Origin of the sequence: Curtobacterium sp. JUb34, assembly GCF_003755065.1 — a bacterium.
Lineage (GTDB): Bacteria > Actinomycetota > Actinomycetes > Actinomycetales > Microbacteriaceae > Curtobacterium.
The window spans coordinates 118,854-131,191 of record NZ_RJVH01000004.1; the positions used below are offsets into that span (position 1 = coordinate 118,854).

Annotated in this window: 12 protein-coding genes; 2 read left to right on the forward strand and 10 right to left on the reverse strand. The window is 71.9% G+C overall.

Annotation, left to right across the window (positions count from 1 at the left end; all coding sequences use genetic code 11):
* Positions 1-3 precede the first annotated feature (3 nt).
* Together EDF63_RS14530 and EDF63_RS14535 are read right to left on the reverse strand one after the other, a co-directional pair.
* Positions 4-720 carry a response regulator transcription factor gene (locus tag EDF63_RS14530; protein WP_123313748.1) on the reverse strand — a complete coding sequence of 239 codons (717 nt, stop codon included), beginning with the start codon at positions 718-720 and terminating at the stop codon, positions 4-6.
* Positions 721-851: 131 nt separating this feature from the next.
* Entirely contained in the window at positions 852-2,111 is a 1,260-nt protein-coding gene (locus EDF63_RS14535) for a class I SAM-dependent RNA methyltransferase (RefSeq protein ID WP_123313749.1), read from the reverse strand.
* A gap of 14 nt (positions 2,112-2,125) precedes the next feature.
* On the opposite strand from EDF63_RS14535, the gene EDF63_RS14540 reads away from it, so the two are divergent.
* Both EDF63_RS14540 and EDF63_RS14545 read left to right on the forward strand, forming a co-directional pair.
* The gene (locus EDF63_RS14540) at positions 2,126-2,905 is read left to right on the forward strand and encodes a nucleoside triphosphate pyrophosphatase (protein ID WP_123313750.1); all 780 of its coding nucleotides are present in this window, start codon (positions 2,126-2,128) and stop codon (positions 2,903-2,905) included.
* 79 nt (positions 2,906-2,984) lie between these two features.
* Positions 2,985-4,766 (forward strand): biotin carboxylase N-terminal domain-containing protein, encoded by a 1,782-nt coding sequence (locus tag EDF63_RS14545; RefSeq protein ID WP_123313751.1) that lies wholly within the window; start codon positions 2,985-2,987, stop codon positions 4,764-4,766.
* A 97-nt stretch (positions 4,767-4,863) separates the two neighbouring features.
* Here the strand turns inward: EDF63_RS14545 and EDF63_RS14550 are convergent, their stop codons facing one another.
* The 8 genes from EDF63_RS14550 to EDF63_RS14585 form a co-directional block, all read right to left on the reverse strand.
* On the reverse strand, positions 4,864-5,817 hold the full coding sequence (locus EDF63_RS14550; protein WP_123313752.1) for a hypothetical protein: 954 nt from the start codon (positions 5,815-5,817) through the stop codon (positions 4,864-4,866).
* Positions 5,818-5,989: 172 nt separating this feature from the next.
* On the reverse strand, positions 5,990-7,654 hold the full coding sequence (locus EDF63_RS14555) for a phospho-sugar mutase (protein WP_123313753.1): 1,665 nt from the start codon (positions 7,652-7,654) through the stop codon (positions 5,990-5,992).
* Positions 7,651-8,493 carry a purine-nucleoside phosphorylase gene (locus EDF63_RS14560; RefSeq protein WP_123313754.1) on the reverse strand — a complete coding sequence of 281 codons (843 nt, stop codon included), beginning with the start codon at positions 8,491-8,493 and terminating at the stop codon, positions 7,651-7,653. The genes EDF63_RS14555 and EDF63_RS14560 overlap by 4 nt, the downstream gene beginning before the upstream one ends.
* A 99-nt stretch (positions 8,494-8,592) precedes the next feature.
* Positions 8,593-8,871: a PTS sugar transporter subunit IIB gene (locus EDF63_RS14565; RefSeq protein WP_123292189.1), complete on the reverse strand. Its 279-nt coding sequence runs from the start codon at positions 8,869-8,871 to the stop codon at positions 8,593-8,595.
* A complete protein-coding gene (locus EDF63_RS14570; protein ID WP_123313755.1) occupies positions 8,868-9,314 on the reverse strand; it encodes a PTS sugar transporter subunit IIA in 447 nt (148 codons plus the stop codon). The genes EDF63_RS14565 and EDF63_RS14570 overlap by 4 nt, the downstream gene beginning before the upstream one ends.
* A 3-nt stretch (positions 9,315-9,317) precedes the next feature.
* A complete protein-coding gene (locus tag EDF63_RS14575; protein ID WP_123313756.1) occupies positions 9,318-10,430 on the reverse strand; it encodes an adenosine deaminase in 1,113 nt (370 codons plus the stop codon).
* A 121-nt stretch (positions 10,431-10,551) separates the two neighbouring features.
* Positions 10,552-11,850, reverse strand: coding sequence for a thymidine phosphorylase (locus EDF63_RS14580; protein WP_123313757.1), 1,299 nt, complete (start codon positions 11,848-11,850; stop codon positions 10,552-10,554).
* A 5-nt stretch (positions 11,851-11,855) separates the two neighbouring features.
* The gene (locus EDF63_RS14585; protein ID WP_123313758.1) at positions 11,856-12,338 is read right to left on the reverse strand and encodes a cytidine deaminase; all 483 of its coding nucleotides are present in this window, start codon (positions 12,336-12,338) and stop codon (positions 11,856-11,858) included.

The window sequence follows — 12,338 nt, forward strand, 5'->3', positions numbered from 1 at the left end:
GGTTCAGCGACCGTCGCCGTCGGGGTCGATGCCCGAGTCGAGCCCGGGGAGGATGCCGTCCTCGACCGCCCGTCGCAGCAGGTCGACCTTCGTCGGGGCCGGGCGACCGACCTCGACGTACTTCACGCGGATGCGGTCGAGGTACTCGCGCGCCGTGGAGTACCCGATGCCGAGCTGCTGCGCCGCCAGCTTGAGCGGCAGGCCCGAGGCGTACAGGTGCAGGATCTCGCGCTCGCGCCGGCCGAGCTGGGCCTTCGCGAAGTCCCGGTCGGCGTCGATCGCGCTCGCCCACTCGAGGTTGTTCAGCACGTCCCCGCGGGCGACGGTGGCGACCGCAGCCATCACCGTCTTCGTGGCGGACGACTTCGGGATGACACCGGCAGCCCCTGCTGCGAGTGCTTCGCGGACGTTGGCGACGCGGTCTGCGATGGAGTGCACGAGCACGGCGGAGCCGGTCCCCTGCACACCCTTGACGTTCTCGGTCACGGTCGAACCGTCACCGAGGGACAGGTCGAGGACGACGACGTCGACCTCACGCCCGTCGAGGTTCTGGACGTACTCGGGCACGCTCGCGGCGGTGAGCACCACCTCGAAGCCCTCGTTCTGGCACGCCGCCTGGATCCCGAGTCGCACGGACTCGTGGTCGTCCACGATCGCGACCCGGACCGGCCTGGTGGCCGCGCCCGTCGTCTCGGCTGCGGTTGTCGTTCCTGCTCCCACTGTGGCCTCTCGTTCCGATGCGCGTCCCCGGCCCCTGAAACCGGTTCGCCATCAGCGCCCAGGATACCCAGGCTGGACTCAGGTCCGGGGAAACGAGGCGCGCCACGCGGACGAAACCGCGTGGATCCCCGTCAGCGCGCGGGCGTCAGGCGCGCCACGGCCTCCAGGTGGTGGGTGTGGGGGAACAGGTCGAACGCCCGCAGCGCCTCGAGCTTGTACCCCAGCTCGGCGAACGTGGCGACGTCGCGGGCGAGCGCGACGGGGTCGCAGGCGACGTACACGACCTGCGACGGCTGCAGGGCCGCGATCTGCTCGACGACCTGCCGACCGGCTCCGGCGCGCGGCGGGTCGAGGACGATCGTGCCGGCGCCGAACCGGTCCTTCTCGGCGCGCGAGGCGTTCGCCACCGTGTTCGCGAGCCAGCGGTCGACCCGCCCGGTCTCGGCACGGGCGCCGAGCCACTCGGCGAGGTTCTCCTGCGCGTGCTCGGTCGCGCGCGCGGCGCTCTCGACGCTCGTGATGCGCGCCTTCGGTCCGACGAGGTCGCCGAGTGCGGCGGCCAGCAGGCCGACACCGCCGTACAGGTCCAGGTGGGTGCCCTCGGGGTCGAGCCGGTCGCGGTCGACCAGGTCCTGCACGGCCTCGGTGAGCACCGACGCCGCGGCACGGTGCACCTGCCAGAAGCCGTTGTCGTCCACCTCGAAGGTGCGCTCCCCCACGACCTCGGTCACCACGGTGGGCTTCTGCTCGTCGATGACGAGCCGGGCGCCCTCGGAGCCGCTCGGCGCGAGCACGTCGATGACCGACGAACCGGGCATCACCCCACGACCGAGCGGTGCGCTCTGCTGCACGGCGTCGTTCGCGAGCGGCAGGCTGGTGACGGGGATGACGGAGTGCGAACGGGCCGCGAACGGACCGGCGGTGCCGTGCTCGTCGACGTGCAGCCGGACCCGGGTGCGCCAACCGAGACCGTTCGCCGCGTCGTCCCCGGGCGCGGCCTCGACGACGACGTCCGAGCCGAGCACCGACGCCAGGTCCGTGTGCGCGAACCGCGAGAACGAGTCGACGAGCACGTCGTGCTTCAGCGTGCGCTGGTGGGCGAGGGCGATGTGGCCGAACTCGGCACCGCCCGGGCGCGTCTCGGGGTCGCGGTCGAGTGCGGCTTCGGCCCAGACGTGGTCGACGCGGTGCTCGCTCGGCGTGACGACGCTGACCGTGTCGGCGCGCCAGAACGACTTCTTCCGGTCCTCGGTCACCCGGGCGACGACGCGCTCCCCGGGGATCGCGTCCGAGACGAAGACCACCCGGCCTTCGTGCCGTGCCACCGAGATGCCGCCGTGGGCGATCCCGGTGACGTCGAGTTCGAGCAGCGTTCCGACGGATTCACCCATGGTGAGATGGTCCCATGCGTCTGTACCTCGCGAGTACATCCCCCGCCCGCCGAGCGCTCCTCGCCCAGTCCGGGATCGAGCCCGTGCTCGTGTCCCCCGGGGTCGACGAGGACGCCGCAGCAGCGGCAGCGGCCGCCGCGCTCGGCCGCGACCTGACCGGTCCGGAACTCGTGTCGCTGCTCGCCGTCGCCAAGGCGTCGGCCGTCGCGGACGCCGACGTCGCCGGCTCGCCGGTCGACGGCTTCGTGTTCGGCGGCGACTCCGCCTTCGAGGTCGACGGGCGCCTGTACGGCAAGCCGCACGACCCGGCCGTGGCCCGGGAGCGCTGGCGGCAGATGCTCGCCGCCGGCGGCGGGACGTTGTGGAGTGGGCACTGCGTCGTCGACCGGCGCCGCGACCTGGACCCGGCAACGGGGCGGACGGGAGGCCCGGATGCGGCCCGCCCCGTGCCTCCCGTCCGCAGCCTGGTGACGTCTCCTGCCGGCGTGCCGGAGCTGGGGGACGTCGCGCCCGGTGGATCGGCCCTGGCCGCCGGCGGGGACCGCGTGGTCGCCGTGGACAGCGCGGTGCTGACGTTCGCCGACGACGTGTCCGCCGACGAGATCGACGCGTACGTGGCGACGGGCGAGCCGCTCGAGGTCGCGGGGGCGTTCACCATCGACGGGCGGGCGGCGGCGTACATCACGCGGATCGACGGGGCGCCGTCCGCGGTGATCGGGATGTCCCTGCCGGTGCTGCGCTCGATGCTGCTCCGGGGCTTCGGGATCGCCTGGCACGACTTCTGGTCACTGTAGACATCCGCACCTCTTCGGGGTGGTTCTTTGTGGGTGCCAGTCAATTCGTCCCCCCGTCGCACGAATACGCTGATGTCTCATGCCCCGTATCAGCAAGGTCCTCATCGCGAACCGCGGCGAGATCGCCGTCCGCATCATCCGCGCGGCCCGCGACGCAGGCAAGGCATCGGTCGCGGTCTACGCCGACCAGGACCGTGACGCCCTCCACGCTCGCCTCGCCGACGAGGCCTACGCGCTGAACGGCACCACGAGCGCCGACACCTACCTCGTCATCGACAAGATCATCTCGGTCGCCCGACGGTCCGGCGCAGACGCCGTGCACCCGGGCTACGGGTTCCTGGCCGAGAACGCCGACTTCGCCCGTGCCGTCATCGACGCCGGACTGACCTGGATCGGCCCGTCGCCCGATTCGATCGAGCGCCTCGGCGACAAGGTCTCCGCGCGCCACGTCGCCGAGAAGGTCGGAGCGCCGCTCGCCCCCGGCACCATCGAGCCCGTCAAGGACGCCTCCGAGGTCATCGCGTTCGCGGACGAGGTCGGCCTGCCGGTCGCCATCAAGGCGGCCTTCGGTGGCGGTGGCCGCGGCCTGAAGGTCGCACGGACGCGCGAGGAGGTCGCCTCGCAGTTCGAGTCGGCGACGCGCGAAGCCATCGCGGCGTTCGGTCGGGGCGAGTGCTTCGTCGAGAAGTACCTCGACAAGCCGCGCCACGTCGAGACCCAGTGCCTCGCCGACGAGCACGGCAACGTCGTCGTCGTCTCCACCCGCGACTGCTCGCTGCAGCGTCGCCACCAGAAGCTCGTCGAGGAAGCACCCGCGCCGTACCTGACCCCCTCGCAGGAAGAACGGCTGTACGAATCGTCGAAGGCGATCCTGCGCGAGGTCGGCTACGTCGGCGCCGGCACCTGCGAGTTCCTCATCGGGGCCGACGGCACCGTGTCGTTCCTCGAGGTCAACACCCGTCTGCAGGTCGAGCACTGCGTCTCCGAAGAGGTCACCGGCATCGACCTCGTGCGTGAGCAGTTCCGCATCGCCGAGGGCGGCGTGCTCGACTACTCCGACCCCGTCGCGCGCGGCCACTCGTTCGAGTTCCGCATCAACGGCGAGGACCCGGGCCGCAACTTCTTCCCCGCGCCCGGCCCCGTGCACGCGTTCAACGCGCCGTCCGGCCCCGGTGTCCGTGTCGATTCCGGCGTCGTGTCCGGCGACGTCGTCTCCGGCTCGTTCGACTCGATGCTCGCGAAGCTCATCGTCACCGGTGCCACCCGTGCCGAGGCGCTCGAGCGTTCCCGGCGAGCACTCGCCGAGTTCGAGGTGACCGGCCTGCCGACCGTGCTCCCCTTCCACCGCGCGGTCGTGTCGGACCCGGCGTTCGCGACCGCCGACGACGAGCCGTTCTCCGTGTACACGCAGTGGATCGAGACCGACTTCGTGAACGAGATCCCGGCGTGGAGCGGCTCTCCCGAAGAGCTCCCGGCACCGGCGTCGCGCGACTCCGTCGTGGTCGAGGTGCAGGGCAAGCGCATCGAGGTCACCATGCCGTCGATCGTCGGCGGTGGCGCCGTCGGTGCTGCCGGTCGTCGTCCCGCCGGTCCCTCCGCTCCCCCGAAGCGCCGCTCGTCGGCGGTCAAGGGCGGCATCGCGAAGTCCGGCGGCTCCGTTGCGTCGCCGATGCAGGCGACCGTCGTGAAGCTCGCGGTCGCCGAGGGTGACACCGTGGTGAAGGGCGACCTGCTCGTCGTGCTCGAGGCCATGAAGATGGAACAGCCCGTGCAGGCCCACAAGGACGGCGTCGTCACGAGCCTGAACGCCCCGGTCGGCCAGACGGTCTCGTCCGGCCACGTGCTGCTCGAGCTGGCGTAGCCCGCGGGCGGTCGGCCAAGTCGGTTGGCGCCCCGCTGTGGCCGGGTTGCGCCCCGCTGTGGTCATCGCGCCCCGACTCTTCGGGGCGCGATGACCGTCAGAGGGCGCGGATCGCAGCATGACGCCAAGCCGTACCCCAGTTCGGACCAAGCGGCACCCCGGCATCGTGCAGGATCCGCGGGAGCTGCCCCGCGGGCATCGCGTCCGACCACATCACCCGTGCGAAGCCGTTGACCTCACGACGGCGGCGCAGACGGTCCTCCCGGCGCTTCTCGTCGACCAGGGCGTCCGCCGCTGTCCGCCCTCGCCGCGGGTCGTCGTACTTCACCCGGCCGTCGAACTCGACGATCACCCCGGCTTCCGCGAACCACAGGTCCACCCGGTCGCGGAGCAGGCCGTCGTGCCGGAACTCCTGCTGCAGGACCGGGTCCGGTGCGCCGAGCACGTGCGCACCCCACCGTGTGATGCTCTCCCCCGGTGACTCGGCGAGGGGATCCGCGTACTCGACCAGTTCCCGCGCGCGTCGATGCCCGCGAGCACGGCGACTCCCGAGCGCTTCGAGGAGCGTCGCCCGCTCGACGCCGCGTCGCAGGACTGCGTCGAGCACGACGATGGCACGCCACGGGTGTTCGCGAAGGGCGACGTCGACCGCGGTCTCGGTCAACGTCGTGACGGGCACGCCGTCGACCTCGACGGAGGACGGTAGCCGGCCGGCGCTGCCGATGCGCTGGATGCTCTGTTTGACCTGGCCCCGATCGCGGGACGGGTCGGTCACCGTGACACGTTCGCCGAACGCTCCGATCCACGGAAGTCCGAGCATGGCGACCGCGGACCGGTGTGACACCACGACGGAGCCCCTCCCGCCGGCGACCACACTCCGCACGAGCGTGCGATGTCGTTCGCGTCCCGTCATGGACGCCCACTCGCCCGACCCGACGTACGTGCCACGGTGCACCCGGACGAGGGTGCCGGCATCCGCCGCGCGACGGATCGCCGACGCACGACCGGGGTCCTGCGCGAGGCCGACGGTCGAGATGAGTTCGTGTTCCACGCTTCGATGATCGCGACGCACGGCCCATCAGGAGCGGGGTCTGCGCGATCTGTGGACAGGCCATGGAGCAGCGCGCCCCGTTGCGGGCATCGCGCCCCGAAGAGTCGGGGCGCGATGCCCGCAACGGGGCGCAGCTCGAACGAGCGGAACCTGGTTCGGGCGGAGCGGGGCCCTACGACACCAGGGGGCGGACCGAGCTCGCCAGGGCGTCGACGAGCCGCTGCGCCTCGGCGGGGGTCTCCGCGACCGTGTCGATGTAGACCTTGACCTTGGGTTCGGTCCCGCTCGGCCGGACGATCACCCGTGCGTCGCCGGTCAGGTCGTAACGCAGGATGTCCGACGGCGGGAAGCCCTCGACCCCGTCGACGTAGTCCGTCACGGTGAGGACCTCCAGCCCGCCGAGCGACGTCGGCGGCGTGGATCGGAGCGACGCCATGATCTCCCCGATGCGCGACAGGTCGTCCACACGGGTCGCGACCTGCCCCGACGCGAACGCCCCGAACTCGGCGGCGAAGGCGTCGAGCTGCCCGGAGATCGACGACCCGGCAGCGGCGAGGTCCGACGCCAACGACAGCAGCGACAGCGCCGCGGAGATGCCGTCCTTGTCGCGCACGACCTCGGGGTCCACCAGGTAACCGAGCGCTTCCTCGTACCCGAAGAGCAGCCCGGGGACCCGCGAGACCCACTTGAAGCCGGTCAGGGTGTCCCGGTACTCCAGGCCGTGGCGGGCGGCGACACGGGCCAGCGCCGGCGACGAGACGATCGACGCAGCGAGTGTGCCGGTCGTCCCCGCCTCGGACGCCCGAGCGGCAGCCCGCCACCCGAGCAACCAGCCGACCTCGTTGCCCGAGAGCCTCCGGAAGGAACCGGACCCGTCCGGGATCGCGAGCGCGAGCCGGTCGGCGTCGGGATCGTTCGCGATGACGAGGTCGGCGCCGACGGCGACACCGCGCGCTGTCGCCAGGTCCATCGCCCCGGGTTCCTCGGGGTTCGGGAACGACACGGTCGGGAACGCCCCGTCCGGCTCGATCTGCTCCGGCACGACGGCCGGCTCCGCGAACCCGGCGGCGGCGAACACCGCACGCGCGGTCTCCCACCCGACACCGTGCATCGCCGTGTAGACGACCTTCGGCTGCGCTTCGGGTCCGAGTGCCGGCGGGGCGACGGTCGCGGCCGTGGCGGCCACGTAGGCGTCGAGCAGCTCGGACGAGGCGACGGTGTAGTCGGTGCCCCGGGGCAGGTCGGTGATCGACCCTGCGGCGACGGCATCGATGGCGTCCGCGATCTCGCCGTCGACGGGCGGCACGATCTGCGACCCGTCGTCGTCCTGCCCGAGGTACACCTTGTAGCCGTTGTCGCGGGGCGGGTTGTGGCTCGCGGTGACCATCACCCCGGCGCCGACGTCGAGGTGCCGGACGGCGAACGCGAGCACCGGTGTGGGGAGGGCACCCGGCAGCAGCGTGACCTCGAGCCCGAGACCGCGCATCACCTTGGCCGAGTCGCGCGCGAAGACGTCGGAGTTCACGCGGCCGTCGTAGCCGATGACGACACTGCGCGACCGGCCGGTGTCGATCAGGAAGCGTGCGAGCCCTGCGGCCGCCTGGGCCACGACGACCCGGTTCATGCGGAGGGGACCGTAGCCGAGCTCGGCGCGGAGTCCGGCGGTGCCGAACTGCAGCCGTCCCCCGAACCGTGCGGCGAGGGCCTGCACGGCCGGACCGGAACCGTCGGCGGCGGCGTCGATCGCGACCGCGAGCTCGTCGCGGGTATCCGGATCGGGGTCCTGCGCGAGCCAGGACCGCGCGGTCCCGAGCACGTGGTCGAGGTCGATCTTCACGAGGCCGGCTGCCCGAGTGCGGTCACCACACGGGCGAGGAGGTCCGCGATCACCGGTTCGGCCTGCTTGCCCGCCTCGAGCACCTCGGTGTGCGACAGCGGCGTCTTCTGGATGCCCGCCGCCAGGTTCGTGATGAGCGAGAACCCGAGGACCTCCATGCCCGCCTGACGGGCGGCGATGGCCTCGAGTGCGGTGGACATCCCGACGATGTGCCCTCCGATGGTCTTCGCCATCTGCACCTCGGCCGGGGTCTCGTAGTGCGGGCCGCGGAACTGCGTGTAGACGCCCTCGTCCAGGGACGGGTCGACCGACCGCGCCACGTCACGCAGACGGGCCGAGTACAGGTCGGTCAGGTCGATGAACGTCGCACCCTCGAGCGGGCTGTCGGCGGTCAGGTTGATGTGGTCGCTGATGAGCACGGGGGTGCCGGGCGTCCAGTGCTCCTTGATGCCACCGGCACCGTTCGTCAGCACCATGATCGAAGCACCCGTCGCCGCAGCGGTGCGGACGCTGTGCACGACCCGACGGACCCCGTGGCCCTCGTAGTAGTGCGTGCGGGCCCCGATGACCAGCGCGTGGCGGCCGTCCGCGAGGCGGATCGACCGGATCGTGCCGGAGTGTCCGGGCACGGCCGAGGCGCTGAAGCCGGGGACCTGGTCCGCCGGGATCTCGGACACGGTCTCACCGATGATGTCGGCGGCCTTGCCCCAGCCCGAGCCGAGGGTCAGGGCGATGTCGTGCCGCTCGATGCCGGACTTCGCGGCGATGACGGCAGCGGCGTCGCGCGCGACCTCGAACGGGTCGGCAGCGGGGTCGTTCAGCGGGTTCTCGGTGCTCATGCCCCAACTCTAAAGGGCCGACGCCCGCCGCAGCGCCCGCCGCCGCGCCGCCGCAGCGGCCGCCGCCGCACCGCCGCAGCGGCCGCCGCCGCACCCGCCTCAGTGCTCGCCGAGCGCCCGGTCCACCGCCGCCGTGATCTCGCCCTGGTCGAAGTGGTTCCGGATGACGATGACCTCGGCGTAGGTGTCACCGATCGCCTCGACGAACTCCTGACTGGTGAGGATCACGTTGGCGTCGTCGGACACGTCCCGCACCGAGGCCACGTCGGCCGCGACGACCGATGCCTGCAGGCCGAGTGCGGACAGCGCCTTCTCGGCGTTCACCTTGAGGATGCCGCTCGACCCGATGCCGGCACCGCAGATGGTCACGATCTTCACGCGTACACCCCCATGATCGTGCGGACCTCGTCCGCCGTCGTCGCGTCGGCGATCCGCCCCGTGACGGTCTCGTCGTTGAACAGGTTCGCGATCTCGCCGATGGACTCGAGGTGCGTCCCCACCCCGGCGACCGCGAGCCCCAGGACCACGCGGACGGGGTCGTTGTGCGGGTGGCCGAACGCCACCGGCCACGCCAGGGTCACGACGGCGAGCCCGTCGCGCAGGACCGCGCCACCCGGCCGGGCGTGGGCGAACGCCAGTCCCGGGGAGATCACGATGTACGGCCCGTGTTCCTCGACCATGCCGACCATGGCGTCGGTGTACTCGTCGGTCGCGGCTCCGGACGCGACGAGCGCGCCACCGGCCAGGCGCATCGCGTCACGCCAGGTGGGCGCGGTGGCCCCGAGGAGCACGGCGGCGTCCGGCAGCGGCGGCAGTCCCATGCGTCAGGCCTCCGAGTACCCGGAGGTGATGGTGGCGATGATCTCCTCGCGGTCCTCGAGCGGCAGGAACGAGCCCAGTGCGGCGTTGATCTGGAACGCTGCCAGGTCGTCGAGGTCGTAGCCGAACGTGCCGGCGAGCAGTGCGAGCTCCTTCGACAGCGACGTCCCGCTCATCAGGCGGTTGTCGGTGTTCACCGTGACCCGGAAGCCGAGCTGGTAGAGCACGTCGAAGGGGTGGTCGGCGAGGTCGTCGCCCCAGGCGGCGATCGCACCGGTCTGCAGGTTGGAGGACGGCGAGACCTCGAGCGGGATCTCGCGGTCGCGGACCCACGAGGCGACCTCGCCGAGGGAGGCCAGCGTCGAGCCGTCACCGGCGTCGGAGAGGGTGACGTCCTCGAAGATCCGGACGCCGTGCCCGAGGCGCAGCGCGCGACCGTCGACGAGCGCGGACCGGATCGAGGCGAGTCCGTCGGCTTCGCCCGCGTGCACGGTGACGGGGAAGAGCTCGGACGCGAGGTGGTCGAACGCGGCGCGGTGGTTCGAGGCGGGGAACCCGGCTTCGGCACCGGCGATGTCGAAGCCGACGACACCGGCGTCGCGGTGCCGCACGGCGAGCTCGGCGATCTCGAGCGAGCGGTCGGCGTGCCGCATCGCGGTGACGAGCTGGCCGACACGGATGCGGCCGCCGGCGGCGTCGACCGCTTCCTCGATGCCGGCCTGCACGGCCTCGACCGTCTCGTCGAGCGTCAGCCCGCCCTGCAGGTGCTGTTCCGGGGCCCACCGGACCTCGCCGTAGACGACGCCGTCGGCGACCAGGTCCTCGACGAACTCACGGGCGATGCGCGTCAGCTGCGGAGCCGTCTGCATGACCGAGGTGGTGACGTCGAACGTCTTCAGGTACTCGACGAGCGAACCCGAGTTCGACTGGTCGGCGAACCACTGCCCGAGCTCGGACGGGTCGGTGGTCGGCAGCGCCACACCCGAAGCACCAGCCAGCTCGACGATCGTCGCGGGGCGCAGACCGCCGTCGAGGTGGTCGTGCAGCGAGACCTTCGGCAGGTCGTTGATGACCGCTCCGGCGTCGGGCAGGCGGTAGGTCGGGGCATCGGCGCTCATGCGACCAGGCTATCGGTGGTCACCGACCGCGCGCAGGCACCTGTGCACAACACACACCGGAACGGACTGGAGGCTCCCCACAGCAGTGCCGGGAGCCTGACGGTTCGTCAGGTGGCCGGGTTCAGGACCCGATGCGCTCCCGCACGATCGGCCCGCGGGCAGCGACGGCAGCGTCGGACGAGCCGATCGACCACGCACCCTCGAGCGACTCGAGCGCCCGCGGGATCCGTGACGCGTCGTCGGTGTGGAGCGTCCAGAGCGGCTGCCCCTCGGTCACCGTGTCACCGGGCTTGACGTGCAGCTCGATGCCCGCACCCGCCTGCACCGGGTCCTGTGCTCGGGCGCGGCCGGCACCGAGGCGCCAGGCCGAGACACCGAACGGCAGGGCGTCCTGCTGCGCGAGCACACCGGACGACGGCGCGGTCACGACGTGCTGCTCCCGGGCGACCGGCAACGCGGCGGAGGGGTCCCCGCCCTGCGCCTGGATCATCCGGCGCCAGGTGTCCATCGCGCGGCCGTCGGCCAGCGCTGCGGCCGGGTCGGCGTCCGGCAGTCCGGCGAGCGTGAGCATCTCGGTCGCGAGCGCGACCGTCAGTTCCACGACGTCGGCCGGACCGCCGCCCGCCAGGACCTCGACCGACTCCCGCACCTCGAGCGCGTTGCCGATGGTCAGTCCGAGTGGGACCTCCATGTCGGTCAGCAGCGCCGAGGTCTTCACCCCGGCGTCGTTGCCGAGGTCCACCATCGTCTGCGCGAGCTCGCGGGATGCCTCGTACGTGGGCATGAACGCCCCGGACCCGAACTTCACGTCGAGCACGAGCGCACCGGTGCCCTCGGCGATCTTCTTCGACATGATGCTCGACGCGATGAGCGGGATGCACTCGACGGTGCCGGTGGTGTCGCGGAGCGCGTAGAGCTTCTTGTCGGCGGGTGCCAGGCCCGAGCCAGCGGCGCAGATGACCGCACCGACGTCGGACAGGATCTCCATCATCCGGTCGTTCGACAGCGCGGCCTGCCACCCGGGGATCGACTCGAGCTTGTCGAGCGTCCCGCCGGTGTGCCCGAGGCCACGACCGGAAAGCTGCGGCACCGCGACGCCGAACGACGCCACCAGCGGCGCGAGCGGCAGCGTGATCTTGTCGCCGACGCCGCCGGTGGAGTGCTTGTCGACGGTCGTCTTGCCGAGCGAGCCGAACGACATCCGCTCCCCCGACGCGATCATCGCGAGCGTGAGGTCCTTGATCTCGCGCCGCTCCATCCCGTTCAGGAAGATGGCCATCGCCATCGCGGCCATCTGCGGGTCCTCGACGTAGCCGCGCGTGTAGGCGTCCACGAGCCAGTCCACCTCGGCGGTGCTCAGGGCGCCACCGGATCGCTTCGTGCGGATGAGGTCGACGGTGTCGAACGGCTCGACGGCCATGTGGATCAGTGCTCCTGCTGGTAGGTGGCGAGGGTGCGCGGCCCGAACGCGTCGGGCAGGACCTCGTCGATGGTGCGGATGCCCGAGACCGTCTCGAGGAGCATGCCCTCGGTCGAGTGCTCGAACAGCAGCTGGCGGCAGCGGCCGCACGGCATCAGGGTGGCGCCGTCGCCGTCGACGCACGTGAAGGCGACGAGCTTGCCGCCGCCGGTCATGTGCAGCTGCGACACGAGCGAGCACTCGGCGCAGAGCGTCACCCCGTACGACGCGTTCTCGATGTTGCAGCCGGAGACGATCCGTCCGTCGTCGGTGAGCGCCGCGGCGCCCACTGGGAACGACGAGTACGGCGCGTAGGCGCGCCGCATCGCGGCGGTCGCTGCCGTCCGCAGGGCGGTCCAGTCCACGTCGTCGACCGGGAGGCCCGTGGCTGCGTCCGCAGGGGCGGTGGCGGTGACCGCCTGGTCACCTGGTTCGTGCGTGTCGGTCAT

Excerpts from the sequence above, each read along its gene's own strand:
- EDF63_RS14575 (WP_123313756.1), bottom strand. The coding sequence starts at position 10,430 with ATGAGCGCCGATGCCCCGACCTACCGCCTGCCCGACGCCGGAGCGGTC.
- EDF63_RS14580 (WP_123313757.1), bottom strand. The coding sequence starts at position 11,850 with ATGGCCGTCGAGCCGTTCGACACCGTCGACCTCATCCGCACGAAGCGA.
- EDF63_RS14560 (WP_123313754.1), bottom strand. The coding sequence starts at position 8,493 with ATGAGCACCGAGAACCCGCTGAACGACCCCGCTGCCGACCCGTTCGAG.
- EDF63_RS14535 (WP_123313749.1), bottom strand. The coding sequence starts at position 2,111 with ATGGGTGAATCCGTCGGAACGCTGCTCGAACTCGACGTCACCGGGATC.
- EDF63_RS14540 (WP_123313750.1), top strand. The coding sequence starts at position 2,126 with ATGCGTCTGTACCTCGCGAGTACATCCCCCGCCCGCCGAGCGCTCCTC.
- EDF63_RS14570 (WP_123313755.1), bottom strand. The coding sequence starts at position 9,314 with ATGGGACTGCCGCCGCTGCCGGACGCCGCCGTGCTCCTCGGGGCCACC.
- EDF63_RS14585 (WP_123313758.1), bottom strand. The coding sequence starts at position 12,338 with ATGACCGACACGCACGAACCAGGTGACCAGGCGGTCACCGCCACCGCC.
- EDF63_RS14545 (WP_123313751.1), top strand. The coding sequence starts at position 2,985 with ATGCCCCGTATCAGCAAGGTCCTCATCGCGAACCGCGGCGAGATCGCC.